Here is a 17,074-nt window from a genome sequence, read left to right on the forward strand (position 1 = left end):
AGTCTGTCGAAGATAGAGAAGAAAACAGGCAGATAAAAGACTATGAGGGCAGAAGAAAATGAACGAAATGGAACATGTGACACATGAATTTCAACCGATATATGATAAGGATTCCAAAGTATTGATGCTTGGCACCATGCCATCGCCAAAGTCCAGAGAAGTGGGATTCTATTATGGCCATCCGAGGAATCGTTTTTGGAAAGTTGTTTCGGATGTGTGCGGAGAGGCTTTACCAGAGACAAAGGAAGAGAAGATTGCATTTGCACTGCGGAATCATATTGCGGTATGGGATGTGCTGGCAGGTTGTGAGATACATGGTGCGGACGACAGCAGTATCCGCAATCCGGAGCCGAATGATATGAACCGGATATTAAAAGAAGCTGATATTCAGGCAATATTTGCAACCGGGCAGAAAGCGGCGCAATTATATAAAAGGTATTGTCAAAAAGAGACCGGGCGGGAGATTATCTGTCTGCCATCGACCAGTCCGGCAAATTGCCGTGTCCATTATGAGGAATTGTATGAGGCATATAAAGTGATACGAGATTATATACTGGGAGGACTTTGCGGTGACAAAGATGAAGCATAAAAAGAGAATATATAGAAAAGAGCAGCCCAAAGAGACTCTGGTTGTATGGGATATATTAAAGAATGAAACAGTTGCATTTCTGGATACAGAGTATCTAACAACACAGCAGAAGCATGGTCGCCCGGCGAAACTGGTATCTGTTGGAATGGTAATCTGTCGCAGTGGTTTTGAGGAAGTGGACAGATTTCATTCATACATTCATATGGAAGGCGGATTGCATGATAAATTCCGGGAGCTTACAGGAATTACAGAAAAGGATCTTAGTCATGCACCATCTTATGAAAAAGTGATGGAACAAGTTGGTAAAAAGCTGGACGAGCATGAAGTGGAGCATATCTTCGTATGGGGACCGGACAAGATCGTGATTCAGAGAGATCTTATGGAGTATCGGGAGATGATTTCAAAAAAGTCCAGAAAAATCGTAAATCGTATGCTTCGTATGATGAAGGATATCGAAGTGATTTATTCCCGAAAACTGAAACTGCGCAGTATTGGCATTGCGAACTTGAAATATTTGTGCGGACTGGGTAATGAGGTATGTCATGATGCACTATCGGATGCGATTGATCTGAAAAATGTGATCCGGCATATGGATATGAATGGGTGCCCGAAGTATATGGTAGAGGCTATGCGGTCATATCTCGCAGATAAGGAATTATACTGCCGGTGCAGGAGATTCCATGAAAAATGGGATAACGTCCCAGTGAGTCTGCTGAAAAAGAGTCAGGATGTTATGCAGGAGCTTGAGCAGATGGAATCAATGGAGGCAAAGGCATTGCGTGATGATATGCTGGCAGTGTGCATGGGAGAAGATCTGTCATTTCCAACATTGGAGGAATATATAGAGCAGGTTTCTCACATGTAGTGGGGATTCTGGCGCGAGAGGAAGGCAGAGAAGATGAGTAAAGGAAAAAAGAAAGTATGACTGTGATTAAACGGAGGAATTTCACTTAACCGGGAAATTCCTCCTATTTTCTTACCGCTGTATTGATTTCAGTGATTCAAACAGTGCAATGTCGTCTGCTTTCAGCTTGACATTGGTACAGTACTTTTTGCCTTCTGGCGTAGTGACGCTGATCTCGATGATCGAACCTTCCTCTATAGCATCCTGTGATACTGCTTTCAGGAACATCGGAAATTTCGGATGATTAGCCCGAAAGAGATTCATATCGGACTTTAATTTCTGTATCATAGCAATCTGACGAAAATCCATATTTATTATCCTCCGTGTGTTGTAAAGTTCTATTGGATTATACTGAAAAAATCAGTATGAGTCAACCAGAATGAAGAAGTTGAAAATGTATCTGTTGTGAGATACACTGTGTATTAAGGAAAACTTATCATAAGGTACAAGGAAGAGAACATGAAGAAATTTATTGAAGAATTTAAAGCATTTGCCCTTCGCGGACACATTTTCCAGTGAGATACATATACTTAAATTGAGAAGAAAAATGTGAGGCATGGCATGAACTGTGAGAAATGTGCAGAGCAGAGAGATTATGGCATGAATCCGTATGTAGTTAATGCGGAGCAGTGCACGATACAGAACCGGAATTATCGGAGAGCTGTATGGACAGGATGTTATCTGCAGATGACGGTAATGAGTATTTCTGCCTGCGAAGAGACAGGACCTGAGTTTCATAAAGACATGGATCAGTATATCAGAGTGGAGCAGGGCAATGCGATCGTGAAGGTTGGCAGATGCAGAAAATGTATGGATCTGCAGGAGAGCATGTGCCGCGGAGATGCAGTGTTTGTACCATCGGGAAACTGGCACAATATCATTAATATTGGCAAGATACCGCTGAAACTTTCCGTGATCTATGCACCGCCGCATTACCGGAAGGGGACGGTTAATCAGACGAAAACGGACGATTTGCACAGGTGAGCAGGAAAAAATATGTTATAATTATAATATACAAGGGGGCGGAACGAGATGAAGAACGTTACAGCAGAGGAAATGACTGCAGTACCAATGACGATGACAGTTCAGGAATACATTCCTATGCTTCTGATGAATACTGCATTTGAACCGGGAACATGTATGGAGTTTATAGAGTCCTTGACAGATCCGGATGTGAAGAAAATGGCATATGCGGAGTATTATTATTTCAGTGGACAGCATGAGAAGGCGGTAGAATATGCCAGCCCATATCTGAATCACGAGAATGCGATGGTTCGGATGTCTGCCTGTCTGATCTGTTCCTTTGCGAATCTGTCGCTTAATCATATCCGTGATGCGAGGCGAGGGCTGGACCGCCTGCAGGAGAGCCTGGCACAGTATGAACATGCAGATCAGGCGAATAAGGCGTTGCTGGCATTTATAGGCGGTGCATCGAGGGTGCTTCTTCATCTGCCGACAGACGGACTTCCGAACATGGCAGAGAGCATCCGTTTCCTTCCGGAAGGAATGCGGTTCTGGGGATGCTACGTAATGGCGCATGAAGCGTACCTGAAGCAGGAATATGGACAGTCCTTAGGAATAGTACAGGCCTGTCAGAGTATGAGCACAAAGACCTATCCGATCGCACGGATCTATCTGGATCTGATGGGAGCTATGGATGCCATGAATCTTCGAAAAACCGAGCTTGCTAAAAAGTATTTTATGGATGCATGGGAGACAGCCAGACCAGACGATCTGATTGAGGGTATCGGAGAACATCATGGGTTATTGCAGGGATTGATCGAGACCTGTATGCGGGATGACTGGCCGGAAGATTATAAGAGAATTATCGAGATTACATACCGGTTCAGTTATGGATGGCGCAGGATCCATAATTCAGATACCAATGAAGAAGTGGTGGATAATCTGACAACAACAGAATTCACCATTGCCATGTTGGCGAGCAGAGGATGGAGCAATGCAGAGATTGCGGAGCATATGCGGTTATCCGAGCGTACAGTCAAACAACATCTGTCTACAGTGTATACGAAGTTAAATATCGACAAGAGAAGTCAGTTGAATGAATATATGCTCAGATAATGGTGAATAAGCAAAGTATTATTATCGTATACAGATGTACACGAGATAAACAGCATAAAGCACCAGCATGATGATGCCTTCGTTACGTTTGATCGTCTGGGAAGTCCATGCAAAGGCCATGACGATCAGACTCATGATTACCAGGATAATAATGTCGATGATATTCTCCAACAGAAACGCAACCGGACTGATGGATGCTGCGATGCCGAGTACAAATAAGATGTTGAAAATGTTGGAACCGATGACATTACCAAGTGCCATGTCTACTTCATTCTTGCGCGCTGCAACAATGGAAGTGACAAGTTCCGGAAGGCTAGTTCCGGTAGCTACGATAGTAAGGCCGATCAGTGTCTGGCTGAGACCGAGCCCTGCTGCAATCACAGATGCACCATCTACAACAAAGTCACCGCCGTATTTGATGGCGATCATACCACCGACGATGAAGATCAGACATTTCCAGACCGGAAGAATATCAATATCATCTTCAGTAAATTCCACTTCTTCGGTCATCAGACGTTCTTTTATATGCTTTTTACGGGCAGTTCTGGCAGCCTGGATCATCCACAGGAGATATCCGACAAAGATGATCAGGAGAATCACACCTTCTACGTGTCCCAGTGTCATGCCGAAGTATCCGAGAAACATCAGCAGGATGGCACAGAGGATGGAAAGTGGGAATTCTTTCTGTAATGTATCCTTTTTAATAGTCAGTGGAGCAAACAGTGTACAGACTCCGCAGACAACCATCAGATTGAATATATTAGAACCGACTACATTGCTGACAGCCAGAGTGTTATTGCCTGCCAGGGAAGCAGTTACGCTGACTGCGCATTCCGGGAGACTGGTACCCATTGCTACGATCGTCATACCGATGATGAGAGACGGTACTTTCAGACGTCTGGCAACGGAAGAGCTCCCTTCCACAAAATAATCAGCACCTTTAATCAGCAGTACAAAGCCGATCACTAATATAAGAATTTCTTTTAACAGATTCATACAATGACCTCGTTTTCTTTTCTATAATCCATGCAGATGTAAAAAATGCATATTTATTTAACTATAGTAGAAGGATGAAGGCTTGTCAATGACAGAAAGTATGAAAACGCGTCGAAAATGAGGGTTGGATTCCAGATACGTTTTTGCTACAATAAATGCAGTGTGTAATTACAAAAGAGAGTGAGAGGGTTAAAGTGGAAAATACTAATATAGAAATGTCAGAGAAAATGAGGCGGCGTGAGACCATGCGGGGAACAGCACTTACATTGATGGGCGGCGTGTTCTGGGGACTTGCAGGCGTCTTTGGCAAGTATTCATTTGAACATAAAGGGATGACGGCGCAGTGGCTGGTTAATGTCCGGCTGATCATTGCCGGACTGATACTGTTAACAACTGTCTATATGAAGCAGAAAAAAGATACTTTTCGGGTGTGGAAGAATGCCCGCCATACGATCCGTATGATCCTGTATGGCGTGATCGGTATTGCTACCTGCCAGATGACTTATTATATGGCAGTGGACGATTCCAATGCGGGCATCGCAACAGTGCTTCAATATACGGCACCGGTTATGATCATGATATATCTGTCCATCCGTAATCGAAAGCTTCCGGAGCTGTCAGAGCGCGTGGCTCTGATTCTTGCTTTTGGCGGAATTATCCTGCTTGCAACGCATGGACACCTAACAGAACTCAGCATTTCTAAGACAACCCTGGTGCTCGGACTTATGTCAGCAGTGGCAACGGTATTCTATAACCTGCTTCCGGGTAATCTGATGGATGAGTACAGTACGTTTGCAATCGTAGGATGGGGTATGCTGGTCAGCGGCATCGCCCTGCTTCCGTTTGTGAGACCGTGGAATACCACACCGCTTATTACTTGGGACTGGCAGACGTTTCTCTGTACAGGTGTGGTTATTATTGTAGGAACAGTACTTTCTTTCGGATTCTACATGGAAGGAGTGCGCCTGATCGGCGGATCCAGAGCGAGTCTGTTTGCATCTGTAGAGCCGTTGACGGCAACGATCGCATCTGTATTATTTATGGGTGTGGCATTTTCGGTGATGGATTTGCTTGGATTTGTCGGTATTATTGGTGCTGTAGTGATATTATCTTTGCCTAAAAAGGCGGAAAAATGATCAGCTTGATCATTGGTTGAACATTGCGAAAGTTGTACTTGTGATAGCTTTTGCGATAGACTATAATAAAAATTGAGATTTACACACATTCTCGGTAGTTAGACTTTTATCATCATACTTCTTGAGTTATCGGGAATACAGGAGGAAGAAATGGATATTAAAGAATGTTACAAAGAAATGGGCGCAGATTATGAAGATGTACTTCGGCGTATGGGCAGTGACAGCCTGGTAGAACGTTTTACACTGCGCTTTTTGGATGATAAAAGTTATCAGATGATAAAAGATGGTATTGCAGCCGGAGATGCAGAGACGGCATTCCGCGGCGCACATACATTAAAAGGTGTCTGTCTGAATCTGGGTTTTAGTTCACTGTATGAAGTGAGTGCGCAGCTACAGAGGATCTGCGGGGGCGCGTGATCGAAGGAAGTGAAGCATCTCAGGCGGCAGTTGACAGAGAATATCAGAGAACAGAGAATGCAATTCGCAGATGGCAGAACGAGAACAGAGGATAGACAATGAGGACAGACATCAAGAGAACGATGGAACAGGCAAGGATGGAGATGGACATCCTTTCAAAAGTATATAGTAAAGTGCGTTTACTGAGCAGAGATGAGCTGTGCGTGGATAATTCAGATGATGCATGTTGGCGTGAGTCATGCCTTGGCGGTGGTGAGTACTGCCAAGACTGTGTGTCTGTGATGTCAATAAAAGAACGCAGACAGAAGACGAAGCTTAAATATATTGGCTCAGAGCTTTATGAAGTGACTGCCAGATATCTGGAGATTGATGGTAAGCCGTATGTTATGGAACTGATCCAGACTCTTGATGATTCAGACAGCAATATAGAGAATGCAATCGACAGTCAGGAGAGTCAGGACGCAGAAGTGTTTTATAAAGCCTTGTACACAGATGCGCTGACCGGAGCATATAACAGACGCTATTATGAGGAGCACTTGAAAAAACGTGTCTTGTCTGCCGGTGTTGCAATATTTGATCTGGATGATTTTAAGCTGGCGAATGATACATACGGACATGATATCGGAGATCGGATTTTAAAGACAGAGGTATCTGTGATCCTGAATCTGATCCGTAAGACAGATTCGTTGGTGCGTATCGGCGGCGATGAATTTCTGTTGGTGATGCCTGGCATTTCTCAGGATAACTTCGATGGAAAGCTCAGAGAGATCCGAAGACTGATCTCATCTGCAGAAGTATCGAACAGCCATAATCAGCAGATAACGGTTAGCATCGGCGGCGTCATGGCGAAGAATGAGGCGATTTGCGACGTCGCGGCAAGAGCAGATAGATATATGTATCAGGCAAAGACACATAAGAATTCGATTTCGACGGAATGGGGAATTATAGAGATGCCAGAGCATGCAGTGCTGTCTGCAGGTAAGAAGAAGTCTGATCAGTGTATCCTGGTCGTAGATGATTCGGAGATGAACCGAGCCATTCTGTGTGAGATGCTGAAGGACAATTTTGATACACTGGAGGCAGAAAATGGCGAAGAGGCACTGGATATGCTGTCCAGGTACGGCCGGCGGATCTCACTGGTTCTTCTGGATGTTGTGATGCCTGTTATGGATGGATTTGAAGTGCTGGAGAAGATGAATAGTAAAGGGATTATCGATGATATTCCGGTTATCATGATATCCAGTGAGGATTCGAATACCTTTATCAGAACAGCATATGAGATGGGAGTATCCGATTATATCAGACGTCCGTATGATGCTATGATTGTGCGCAGACGTGTGTATAATACGATCAAGCTGTATGCAAAGCAGAGGCGTCTGACATCCATTTTGTCAGAGCAGATGAAAGACAAGGAGCAGAACCGTCAGATCATGGTCGGTATTCTGAGCCACATCGTTGAGTTTCGTAACGGAGAAAGCGGAGCACATGTACAGCATATCAACGTACTGACTAAGATGCTCCTGAGCAGACTTGTGCAGAAGACGGATAAGTATGATCTGACCTGGCAGGATCGCGAGACAATCGTGATGGCATCATCCCTTCACGATATTGGTAAGATCGGTATTGATGATAAGATTCTGAACAAGCGTGGCAAGCTGACAGATGAAGAATTTGAGATCATGAAGCAGCATACTGTGATCGGAGCTTCAATCTTGGAAGAACTGACCATGTATCAGGATGAGCCTTTGGTTAAGACTGCATATCGGGTGTGCAGATGGCATCATGAGCGTTATGACGGAAGAGGCTATCCGGATGGTCTAAAAGGGGAAGAGATTCCGATTTCGGCGCAGGTGGTATCACTTGCGGATGTATATGATGCACTTGTAAGTAAGCGTGTATACAAGAAGAGCTTCTCGCATGAGACAGCGATGAAGATGATCTTTAATGGAGAATGTGGCATATTTAATCCGTTGCTTCTGGAGTGCCTCAAGGATATACAGGATGACATCTATGACACTGTATACGCAGAAGGCAATGAGATGTTCGATTCCAAGGATAAAGAAGGCCAGGGAATTAAAAAATTGTATGAAAAGTCAGTGAATTTCGGGGGGGGGCAGAATTTATAATCTAGTCTCTCGAAAAACATATTAAGTTATCAGTTAATTCAATGGACGATAGTGTTATTTATGGCAGACAGTCGCAGTGCGGCTGTCTGTTTTTTTGCTATTTTTTGTTATGAAAACAAAAAACACCGTTTCAAATAGTTGCGTATGAAAGAATAATTTTTTATAATAAAATATGTATGCTCAATTGAGAAACATGAAAAGGTTTGCTGCAAGAAAAGAGACAGAAGAGACCAGACAGCCAGGGCAATAAGGGATATTCGCTCACAGGCAGCAAAGGATGTGACGGATGCTGAGATTCAGGCAGTGAAGGCAGAAGCTGCACAGGAAGTTGAAACTGTGCGCAAGGATGCAGAGCAGCAGATTGCGGTCATACATAAAGACGCAGAGCAGCAGATTGCAGCCATCTGTAAAGACGCAGAGCATGAAATTGAACGTGCGAAGCAGGAGACGGCAGATGCTGTACAGCGTATGCTGGCTGCGGAGAAAGAAAAAGAAAAGGCAATTGCCAAGGCTGAAGCAAACAGTCTGTCACGCTATATTGTACAGACACTTCAGGAACGACGTGATCGTAAGCAGACCAAAGAGGATGATGAGAAATGAAGATAAAGAAAGCATTTTTTGCTCTGGTGAATCTTATTTCCGTACTGGTCATTGCATTGGCAGTTGTTGTATTAATTATTGTATTATTGACGAAACCAGGAGAAGCACCGAATATTGCAGGATATTCGGCGCTTCGCATTACAACGGGAAGTATGGAGCCAACGTATGGTGTTGATACGATGATTCTGGTGAAAAAGACAGATCCCTCTGAGATTAAAGAAGGAGATGTGATCTCATTTTATTCATCAGACCCGGCACTGGATGGGGCAGTTAATACACATCGCGTAGTGTCGATTCAGCAGGAGGATGACCATTATATCTATGAGACCAAAGGAGATGGCAATAATGTCATCGATGCCTATCCGGCGGATTCCAGATATCTGGTCGGAAAGGTGGTCGGTTCTTCAACATTGATCGGCAAGCTGTCGAGACTGGCTGCGAATCCGTTGATATTTATCCCGATGATTCTGGTGCCTCTGGCATTAATATTGATCTGTAATGTAGTAAGCACGGTATCGCTGGCTGGTAAGATTGCCAAGGAAGAGGAAGAAGAGGCAGTGCGGGAAGCGATTCGGGAGATTCGTGAGAAGAAAGAGAATAAAGGAAAAGAATAAATGTACACAGGATATGAGCTTCTCTGGCTCTTTTTCAGTGCCAGCTTCCTTGGCTGGATACTGGAGACTGCTTCGGCAGCACTGAGTCGGAGAAAATTTACAAACAGAGGTATTGTCAATGCACCGTTTTGTATCATCTACGGTGTGGCATTGACGGTGATAACAGTTTTCTGCCAGGAACTGCAGGGATTCTGGCTGTTTGCTGAGTGTATGATTCTGGCTACCGTGATTGAATGGGTGGCAGGTCATATGATTGAGCGAATGTACCATGAGAGATGGTGGGATTATTCAAATCGTAAATGGAATCTGGACGGTTATATCTGTCTGTCTGCATCTGTATTGTGGGGAGCACTTGGTGCGGTTATGATGCGCTGGGGGAATCCGTTGCTGGAAGACATCTACCATCTGTTGCCATATACAGTCGGTAGGATAGTGCTGTGGGTGCTGGTGGGTGTGCTGGTACTTGATATGGCAGCGACGCTGATTATTCTGTCAGGACGAAGCCGCAGGATGGAACAGTGGGAAGCAGTTGACTCGTGGCTTACCGGTATCAGTTCTAATCTGGAGAGGAAGATCTATGGATGGATCGACCGCCGTATCCGCAGAGCTTATCCGGAGAAAGAAGGTAAACGTGCGGAGATTCTGGCTGAAAAGGCAGAGCGAGATGAGATGTCTTCGACTGTATTTGCTTATGGCTGCGGATTTTATAAGATTGTCTGGCTGTTTCTGATCGGTGCATTTTTAGGAGACATCGTAGAGACGATATTTTGCAGGATCACCGGAGGTGTCTGGATGAGCAGGAGCAGTGTGGTTTGGGGACCGTTCAGTGTAGTCTGGGGACTTGGTATTGCGGGCGCAACGATGCTGCTTTACCGGTATCGTGACAGATCAGATCGATACATATTTATGGCAGGCACTTTTTTGGGAGGAGCATATGAGTATCTGTGTAGCGTGTTCTCAGAGATCGTATTTGGTAAGGTGTTCTGGGATTACAGCGATATTCCGTTCAATCTGGGCGGCAGGATCAATCTGCTGTATTGCTTTTTCTGGGGCATTGCGGCAGTCGTGTGGCTGAAACTTTTATATCCGGTTATTTCCGGTTGGATTGAGAAAATACCGATGAAAATCGGTAAAATTCTGACCTGGATATTGATTGTATTTATGTGTTGTAATATGATAGTTTCGATCATGGCGTTAGTACGAAGTGATCAGAGAGCACATGGTGTGAAAGCCACATACAGCTGGCAGCAGACGATGGATGAGCGATTTGATGATGCCAGACTTCAGCGCATTTACCCGAATGCACTGAAAGTGGAGTAACAGAAGACGGAAGGTGATAAGATGGTAACATTGAATGATTATCTCTATTCCGGAAGTACCATTTTCCGGATATTGAATAATTACATCAGGGATCTGAGAAAAGATGCCAAGGTTAATCATAATGAGATTGATCTGGTTCACAGTAATTTTCTGATTCATATCCAGGAAATGCTGGAGCATAATGATTTCCTGACTGCGCAGTCTCAGAAAATACGGGAATTTTATCGATATATGGCGAAGGAATATCCATTTCTTGCATTTACTTTCCGGGGACGGATCAAATCTCTGATCCGGGCAGAAGAGAAGTTTAATGGGTATATTGTGGAATATATCTATGATTATTATGATAAATACGGCAGTTATCCATCTGTGGCTCAGCTGAAAGACAGACTGAGTTGTTTCCGGGATTTTATTGCTTATCGTATTGTCATTTCGTTACCGAAATGTTATACGGATTCAGAGGAAGACAGGAAAAAACGGGAATTAGAGTATCTATATCAGATTGCCAATATTCTGCCGGAGTTTCTGGAAGAACGTGGATTTACTGCGGAGCCTGCAGAGGGAATCATGGAGAGTACTTCACCGCTTTTAAAAGATGAGGTCCGTCCTTATTTCCGGGATTATATTTCTCATAATGGGGTCAATGAGTACCAGTCGCTGCATATTACATTCTATGATAACAGTTCCAGAAGTTATGTGGAGGTGCAGCTCCGGACGAAGGAAATGGACGATGTGGCGGAGATTGGTTCGGCGAATCACAGACTCTATGAAAAGGCTCAGGAGAAAGACCGATCCAGAAGAGAGGCGATCCCGGAAGGTGAATGCAGGTATTTTGATGATGCTTACGAACGTGGCATGAAACTTCTGAATCTTCAAATGAAAGATCTCGATGTGAATATGTTTGCAGCCACGGATAACAGCCATGTAAATGACGGATGCGGACTGTATCGGGGACGTTTGATTCTGCCGTATGAGCATTTGTCCAGATTTCAGACGGATTCAGAAGAATAGAGGATAGATATTACATAAAGGAGGCAATATAGATGAAAGTATTAATGATCAACGGAAGCCCGCACAAAGAGGGCAATACAGCCACAGCGCTGCAGGAAATGAAGAAGGTATTTGAGCAGGAGGGAATCGAGGCGGAGATCGTGAATATTGGTAATGATGCCATTCGCGGATGCGTTGCCTGTGGAGCCTGTCGTAAGCTTGGTAAATGTGTATATGACGATCTGGTAAATGAGATTGCACCGAAGTTTGAGGAGGCAGACGGACTGGTTGTAGGAAGTCCGGTGTATTATGCATCTGCCAATGCATCTCTGGTTGCGGTTCTTGACCGTTTGTTCTACAGCACCGGGTTTGCCAAAACCATGAAGGTGGGGGCCGGCGTAGTAGTAGCAAGACGAGGTGGATTATCAGCAACATTCGATGAGCTGAATAAGTATTTTACCATCTCAGGTATGCCGGTTGCGTCCAGCCAGTACTGGAACAGTGTACATGGTGCAGCACCGGGAGAGGCAAGCAGGGATCTGGAAGGAATGCAGACCATGCGCGTACTTGCACGGAATATGACATTCTTGATGAAGAGTATCCAACTTGGAAAAGAGAAGTTCGGACTGCCGGAGACAGAGCCGAAGACACCGACCAATTTTATACGGTAAGAGATTACGAAAGCCATCGGCAGATTCTATTGAATGCCGATGGCTTTTATAAGCACTTTTGAATTTATTTCAGTAAGTTACTGTCATCAAAGTAGTCGATCTTCATAGCGTGACGTACATCATGAAGTGTAGAAGCTGCAGTTTCGCGGGCTTTTTCACTGCCGACTCTCAGAAGATCATATACATCTTCGATGCGTGACTCCCACATCTTACGGCGCTCACGGATCGGAGCAAGCTCAGCCTGAAGAACGTTATTCAGGAACTTCTTGACTTTAACATCACCAAGTCCACCTCTGGAGTAGTGAGCCTTAAGCTCGTCCAGATTCTGATACTCTGGCAGGAACTCTGCAAAATGCTCTGGGCGGCTGAATGCATCCAGATAGATAAATACCGGATTGCCTTCTACCTGTCCCGGATCTTCGACACGAAGGTGGTTCGGATCTGTGAACATGGACATGACCTTCTTACGGATGTCATCTGCTTCGTCAGACAGATAGATGCAGTTGCCGAGAGATTTGCTCATCTTGGCTTTGCCATCGATACCTGGCAGACGGAGACATGCCTGATTGTCCGGAAGTACGATCTTAGGATCTGTCAGAGTCTCACCGTATACGCTGTTGAATTTGTGAACGATTTCCTTACACTGCTCGATCATTGGCATCTGGTCTTCACCAACCGGAACAGCAGTTGCACGGAATGCAGTAATATCGGCTGCCTGACTGATTGGATAGCAGAAGAAACCAACCGGAATGCTGGCTTCAAAGTTACGCTGCTGGATCTCAGCCTTTACCGTAGGGTTACGCTGTACACGGGATACAGTCACCAGGTTCATATAATAAAAACTAAGCTCTGTAAGCTCCGGAACCATGGACTGGATGAAAATAGTAGCCTTCTCAGGATCAATACCGCATGCCAGATAATCCAGTGCAACCTGAAGAATATTCTGGCGAACTTTCTCCGGATGCTCAGCGTTGTCTGTCAGAGCCTGTGCGTCGGCGATCATGATGTAAATCTCATCGAACTTTCCTGAGTTCTGAAGCTTGACACGTTCTTTCAGTGAACCTACATAGTGTCCTACATGGAGACGCCCGGTCGGACGGTCTCCTGTTAAGATAACCTGTTTCATAATTATTAAATTCCTTTCAGAAAAAAAGTACAATTAAAATGCCTAAATCTTATTATATCTGTGCTGTACTGGGGTTGTCAATAATTGGTGTTGATATTATCGCTTTAATAGTGTAAAGTATTGATATATATGTGAAAGAGAGAGGTTTGTATAATGAAAATAGTGTATTGGATATATAATTTCCTATGGGGAGACCTGGTGAAGATTCCGCTTCCCGGAGGAAATTCAGTGGCGCTGTCTCTGCTGGTACTGATTCTTGTTCCGGCTGGAATTTTCTTTATGATAAGGACAAGGTTTCTGCCAATCCGTCTTTTTCCGGATATGATTAAGATTACCGTATCCACGGAGAAGAAATCGGATGGACTCTCCGGACTGCAGGCATTGATCGTATCAACAGCCACCAGAGTCGGCATGGGAAATCTGGTAGGTGTTGTAGCGGCTGTGTCAGCAGGAGGTGCCGGTGCCGTATTCTGGATGTGGGTAACCGCAATTGTAGGTTCGGCTACCGCATTTATTGAGGCAACGTTGGCACAGATATATAAAGAAAAAGATCCGCTTTATGGCGGTTATAGGGGAGGCCCGGCATATTTTCTGCATTCTCTTGCAGAACGTGTACGGGGAAAGAAGCTGAAACGATCTGTACTGGCCGTACTGTTTGCCATTTCCGGATTGATCTGCTGGTGTGGGATCAGTCAGGTGATCGGTAATTCGGTATCCACTTCATTGAAAAATGCATTTCATATTCCGACACTTTGGACAGCCGTTGCATTGACTATAGTGTCAGCGGTGATCGTACTTCGGAAGAATGCGACGGTAAAAGTACTGGATGTGGTAGTTCCGATCATGGCTGGATGCTATTTCTTTGTAACGGTATTTATCATTTTGAAAAATGTGGGACAGCTTCCGGCAATCTTTGAACGGATCTTTGCAGAGGCATTTGGCATTCGTCAGGTAGCAGCGGGCGGCTTTGGTGCTGTGATCATGAATGGAGTTAAACGTGGACTGTTTTCAAATGAAGCAGGATCCGGTTCGGCACCTTGCGCGGCAGCAGCGGCAGATATCGATCATCCGACAAAGGAAGGATTGTTACAGGCATTGGGCGTGTTTATTGATACATTGGTGATCTGCAGCTGCTCAGCCATGCTGATGCTTCTGGCACCGGAAGAGACCGTAAGCGGACTGGCAGGTATGGATCTGCTGCAGTCTGCTATGGAATATCATATGGGACAGGCCGGTGTTGTATTTATTGCCGTGATGCTGTTGCTGTTCAGCTTTTCAACGTTTATTGGAATTCTGTTTTATGCGCGCAGCAATGTGGCCTATCTGTTTGGCGATAATTGGCTGTCTCAGACATTGTATAAGATTTTGGCACTGGTGATGCTATTCGTCGGATGTCAGGCAGCCTATACCTTTGTATGGGATCTTGGCGATGTGGGAATCGGTCTTATGACAATATTTAATATGATAGCGTTATTCCCATTATCGAAGGAAGCGATCGCATCGTTGAAAGACTATGAGACGAAGAAGAAAAAAGGAGAACTATCCTTATGATCAATCATTTGAATCTGGTGTATTTTATTACAGCGGCAAGAGAATTGAATTTTACCAGGGCGGCAGAGAAGTTATTTATCAGCCAGCAGGCATTGAGTAATCATATTGCTTCGCTGGAGAAGGATGTAGGGATCTCTCTGATTGACCGGAAGACTCCGATGAAGCTTACAGCAGCGGGAGAGATCTTCTATAAATATGCGGTTCAGATGGAGGACAGCTATCAGGCAATGTTGCAGGAGATCAGCGAAGTTAAGGAAGAAAAGCGTGGCGAGCTGACCATCGGTATTTCGCACACCAGAGGCCGGCTGATCCTGCCGAAAGTATTACCGGAGTTCATGGAGCAGTATCCGTTAATTGAGGTGCATATTCTGGAGGGCAATACCAGGGAACTGTGGGAGGCACTGCGGGATGAGACGATTGATATGGCGGTAGGACCATGCACAGAAGATGCTAAAGATATGGTATTCACGGAACTGGCGGAAGAGGATGTGGTGCTTGCTATCTCCGAGGATCTGTTCAAGAAGCTGCCAAAGGAGAAAGCAGATTACATTCGGAATACCCTGATCCAGACAGGTAAAATCAGCTGTCTGAAAGATATGTCCTTTTTGTTAAATAAAGAAGGCAACATTTCCAGAGATGTTGCAGATGAGATCTTCAAAGAGGAAAATATGAAACCGCATACAGTGGTAGAGACGGAGAATATTGAGACGGTAGGTGAAATGTGTGCGGCGGGCATCGGTGTTGCATTTTATCCGACGTCACTTCTTCATACGCTGCTTATGGATAACAGTCTCGGAGAACTGCAGCTTTTTAGGCTGAAATATCCATGGACACATATGGAAGTATCCGTGGTATACCGCAAGGGAAAATACGTGACGAAGGCAATGCATGAACTGATTCAAATTATGAAAAAAGAGGTCAGAAAGCAATATGATCCATCTACAATAAAAATGTTGTAGCGTGGACTAGGATAAAACTGTTTCACAATAGAAAGAATGTGTATTACTCTAGTATATGGAAAGAGAAAGTATGGATTCCAGAGAGGTGGAACGGTTATGAGTAATAAAGCAATCAAACTTTTTAAAGATTATATAGTAATAACACTGGCAGTGATCATTATGGATTTGGGGATTTATGCATTTAAATTCCCAAATCATTTCTCGTTTGGAGGAGTTTCCGGTCTTGCGGTAGTGTTAAATGAGATTCTTGGAATCTCAGCAGCTCAGATTAACCTGATGATTAATCTGGCACTGCTGGTAATTGGTTTTGCGGTGCTCGGCAAAAGCTTTGGACTGAAGACGGCTTATGCTACTGTATTGTCCTCCGTAGTGCTGAGCCTGATGGAGAAGATGATGCCGATCAGCGCACCGCTTACCAATCAGCCGATGCTGGAGCTTGCCTATGCGATTGCTCTTCCGGCAGTTGCAGCGGCAATGCTGTTTTACGTAGATGCATCCGGTGGTGGTACGGATATTGTTGCGATGATACTGAAGAAATATACGACAATTGATATCGGAACCGCGCTGCTGATCTCTGATGTTGCAATCGTAGCACTTTCATTTATCGCATTTGATGTACGTACAGGTTTATTCTCTGTATGTGGATTGCTGGCAAAATCAATCTTCGTAGATCGTACGATGGATCAGATGCGTCTGTGCAAGTATTTTACGATCATCAGTTCCGATCCGGAACCAATCTGCGATTTTATTCAGAATGTATTAAACAGAAGTACCACTCTTTACAATGCAGAGGGCGGCTATTCTCATGAAAATAAAAAGGTTATCTTATGTGCGCTGGATCGCCGTCAGGCAGTGATCCTGCAGAGATTTATCCGTCAGACAGATGATTCTGCATTCATCATGATCACTAAGAGCAGTGAAACTTTTGGAAAAGGGTTTCGATTGACTGCGTAATTGTGCTATACTGACTGTGCAGCATGTTGATACTGACAAGGT

At 44.5% G+C, this 17,074-nt stretch carries 18 protein-coding genes; 15 read left to right on the top strand and 3 right to left on the bottom strand.

All coding sequences use genetic code 11. The annotated features are described in order from the left end of the window. Positions 1-58: 58 nt before the first annotated feature. Together DXA18_RS00890 and DXA18_RS00895 are read left to right on the top strand one after the other, a co-directional pair. Positions 59-589 (top strand): DNA-deoxyinosine glycosylase, encoded by a 531-nt coding sequence (locus DXA18_RS00890; protein WP_199665524.1) that lies wholly within the window; start codon positions 59-61, stop codon positions 587-589. Further along, positions 579-1,454: an exonuclease domain-containing protein gene (locus DXA18_RS00895; protein WP_243006992.1), complete on the top strand. Its 876-nt coding sequence runs from the start codon at positions 579-581 to the stop codon at positions 1,452-1,454. Before DXA18_RS00890 ends, DXA18_RS00895 begins: the two co-directional genes overlap by 11 nt. A gap of 111 nt (positions 1,455-1,565) precedes the next feature. Here DXA18_RS00895 and DXA18_RS00900 read toward each other — a convergent pair whose 3' ends face one another. Next, positions 1,566-1,802, bottom strand: a complete 237-nt coding sequence (locus DXA18_RS00900) for a hypothetical protein (protein ID WP_118382277.1) — start codon at positions 1,800-1,802, stop codon at positions 1,566-1,568. Between the two features lie 252 nt (positions 1,803-2,054). Here DXA18_RS00900 and DXA18_RS00905 point away from each other — a divergent pair, with 252 nt between their 5' ends. Then, on the top strand, positions 2,055-2,477 hold the full coding sequence (locus DXA18_RS00905; RefSeq protein WP_118382278.1) for a cupin domain-containing protein: 423 nt from the start codon (positions 2,055-2,057) through the stop codon (positions 2,475-2,477). A 48-nt stretch (positions 2,478-2,525) separates the two neighbouring features. Continuing rightward, positions 2,526-3,572 (top strand): response regulator transcription factor, encoded by a 1,047-nt coding sequence (locus DXA18_RS00910; protein ID WP_118382279.1) that lies wholly within the window; start codon positions 2,526-2,528, stop codon positions 3,570-3,572. A 21-nt stretch (positions 3,573-3,593) separates the two neighbouring features. On the opposite strand, the gene DXA18_RS00915 is transcribed toward DXA18_RS00910, so the two are convergent. Beyond that, positions 3,594-4,568: a calcium/sodium antiporter gene (locus DXA18_RS00915; RefSeq protein ID WP_118382280.1), complete on the bottom strand. Its 975-nt coding sequence runs from the start codon at positions 4,566-4,568 to the stop codon at positions 3,594-3,596. A 194-nt stretch (positions 4,569-4,762) separates the two neighbouring features. Between DXA18_RS00915 and DXA18_RS00920 the strand changes: the two genes are divergently transcribed. From DXA18_RS00920 to DXA18_RS00955, 8 genes are all read left to right on the top strand, one after another. Further along, positions 4,763-5,704, top strand: a complete 942-nt coding sequence (locus DXA18_RS00920) for a DMT family transporter (RefSeq protein ID WP_243006987.1) — start codon at positions 4,763-4,765, stop codon at positions 5,702-5,704. Positions 5,705-5,854: 150 nt separating this feature from the next. Beyond that, positions 5,855-6,121, top strand: a complete 267-nt coding sequence (locus DXA18_RS00925) for an Hpt domain-containing protein (RefSeq protein WP_330424333.1) — start codon at positions 5,855-5,857, stop codon at positions 6,119-6,121. 98 nt (positions 6,122-6,219) lie between these two features. Next, a complete protein-coding gene (locus tag DXA18_RS00930) occupies positions 6,220-8,247 on the top strand; it encodes a diguanylate cyclase (protein ID WP_118382281.1) in 2,028 nt (675 codons plus the stop codon). Positions 8,248-8,526: 279 nt separating this feature from the next. Further along, entirely contained in the window at positions 8,527-8,847 is a 321-nt protein-coding gene (locus DXA18_RS00935; protein WP_118382282.1) for a hypothetical protein, read from the top strand. Further along, the gene (locus DXA18_RS00940) at positions 8,844-9,461 is read left to right on the top strand and encodes a signal peptidase I (protein ID WP_118382283.1); all 618 of its coding nucleotides are present in this window, start codon (positions 8,844-8,846) and stop codon (positions 9,459-9,461) included. The genes DXA18_RS00935 and DXA18_RS00940 overlap by 4 nt, the downstream gene beginning before the upstream one ends. Further along, positions 9,462-10,781: a putative ABC transporter permease gene (locus DXA18_RS00945; RefSeq protein ID WP_118382284.1), complete on the top strand. Its 1,320-nt coding sequence runs from the start codon at positions 9,462-9,464 to the stop codon at positions 10,779-10,781. 21 nt (positions 10,782-10,802) lie between these two features. Then, the gene (locus tag DXA18_RS00950; RefSeq protein ID WP_118382285.1) at positions 10,803-11,792 is read left to right on the top strand and encodes a guanosine polyphosphate pyrophosphohydrolase; all 990 of its coding nucleotides are present in this window, start codon (positions 10,803-10,805) and stop codon (positions 11,790-11,792) included. A 32-nt stretch (positions 11,793-11,824) separates the two neighbouring features. Beyond that, entirely contained in the window at positions 11,825-12,442 is a 618-nt protein-coding gene (locus DXA18_RS00955; RefSeq protein ID WP_118382286.1) for a flavodoxin family protein, read from the top strand. Positions 12,443-12,506: 64 nt separating this feature from the next. Here DXA18_RS00955 and trpS read toward each other — a convergent pair whose 3' ends face one another. Then, positions 12,507-13,568 carry a tryptophan--tRNA ligase gene (trpS, locus tag DXA18_RS00960; protein ID WP_118382287.1) on the bottom strand — a complete coding sequence of 354 codons (1,062 nt, stop codon included), beginning with the start codon at positions 13,566-13,568 and terminating at the stop codon, positions 12,507-12,509. Positions 13,569-13,721: 153 nt separating this feature from the next. Between trpS and DXA18_RS00965 the strand changes: the two genes are divergently transcribed. The 3 genes from DXA18_RS00965 to DXA18_RS00975 all read left to right on the top strand — a co-directional run bounded on the left by DXA18_RS00965 (position 13,722) and on the right by DXA18_RS00975 (position 17,032). Continuing rightward, complete coding sequence (locus DXA18_RS00965; protein ID WP_118382288.1) at positions 13,722-15,119, top strand: alanine/glycine:cation symporter family protein; 1,398 nt, start codon at positions 13,722-13,724, stop codon at positions 15,117-15,119. Further along, entirely contained in the window at positions 15,116-16,078 is a 963-nt protein-coding gene (locus tag DXA18_RS00970) for a LysR family transcriptional regulator (RefSeq protein WP_118382289.1), read from the top strand. The genes DXA18_RS00965 and DXA18_RS00970 overlap by 4 nt, the downstream gene beginning before the upstream one ends. Positions 16,079-16,174: 96 nt before the next feature. Then, entirely contained in the window at positions 16,175-17,032 is an 858-nt protein-coding gene (locus tag DXA18_RS00975) for a YitT family protein (protein WP_118382290.1), read from the top strand. Positions 17,033-17,074: the final 42 nt, after the last annotated feature.

Origin of the sequence: Dorea sp. AM58-8 (assembly GCF_003464045.1) — a bacterium.
Taxonomy (GTDB): Bacteria; Bacillota; Clostridia; order Lachnospirales; family Lachnospiraceae; genus Claveliimonas; species Claveliimonas ammoniilytica.

What these genes read in the sequence shown, in the direction of transcription:
- DXA18_RS00890 (WP_199665524.1), top strand. Translation starts at nt 59, where the DNA reads ATGAACGAAATGGAACATGTGACACATGAATTTCAACCGATATATGAT.
- DXA18_RS00895 (WP_243006992.1), top strand. Translation starts at nt 579, where the DNA reads ATGAAGCATAAAAAGAGAATATATAGAAAAGAGCAGCCCAAAGAGACT.
- DXA18_RS00900 (WP_118382277.1), bottom strand. Translation starts at nt 1,802, where the DNA reads ATGGATTTTCGTCAGATTGCTATGATACAGAAATTAAAGTCCGATATG.
- DXA18_RS00905 (WP_118382278.1), top strand. Translation starts at nt 2,055, where the DNA reads ATGAACTGTGAGAAATGTGCAGAGCAGAGAGATTATGGCATGAATCCG.
- DXA18_RS00910 (WP_118382279.1), top strand. Translation starts at nt 2,526, where the DNA reads ATGAAGAACGTTACAGCAGAGGAAATGACTGCAGTACCAATGACGATG.
- DXA18_RS00915 (WP_118382280.1), bottom strand. Translation starts at nt 4,568, where the DNA reads ATGAATCTGTTAAAAGAAATTCTTATATTAGTGATCGGCTTTGTACTG.
- DXA18_RS00925 (WP_330424333.1), top strand. Translation starts at nt 5,855, where the DNA reads ATGGATATTAAAGAATGTTACAAAGAAATGGGCGCAGATTATGAAGAT.
- DXA18_RS00930 (WP_118382281.1), top strand. Translation starts at nt 6,220, where the DNA reads ATGAGGACAGACATCAAGAGAACGATGGAACAGGCAAGGATGGAGATG.
- DXA18_RS00940 (WP_118382283.1), top strand. Translation starts at nt 8,844, where the DNA reads ATGAAGATAAAGAAAGCATTTTTTGCTCTGGTGAATCTTATTTCCGTA.
- DXA18_RS00945 (WP_118382284.1), top strand. Translation starts at nt 9,462, where the DNA reads ATGTACACAGGATATGAGCTTCTCTGGCTCTTTTTCAGTGCCAGCTTC.
- DXA18_RS00950 (WP_118382285.1), top strand. Translation starts at nt 10,803, where the DNA reads ATGGTAACATTGAATGATTATCTCTATTCCGGAAGTACCATTTTCCGG.
- DXA18_RS00955 (WP_118382286.1), top strand. Translation starts at nt 11,825, where the DNA reads ATGAAAGTATTAATGATCAACGGAAGCCCGCACAAAGAGGGCAATACA.
- trpS (WP_118382287.1), bottom strand. Translation starts at nt 13,568, where the DNA reads ATGAAACAGGTTATCTTAACAGGAGACCGTCCGACCGGGCGTCTCCAT.
- DXA18_RS00965 (WP_118382288.1), top strand. Translation starts at nt 13,722, where the DNA reads ATGAAAATAGTGTATTGGATATATAATTTCCTATGGGGAGACCTGGTG.
- DXA18_RS00970 (WP_118382289.1), top strand. Translation starts at nt 15,116, where the DNA reads ATGATCAATCATTTGAATCTGGTGTATTTTATTACAGCGGCAAGAGAA.
- DXA18_RS00975 (WP_118382290.1), top strand. Translation starts at nt 16,175, where the DNA reads ATGAGTAATAAAGCAATCAAACTTTTTAAAGATTATATAGTAATAACA.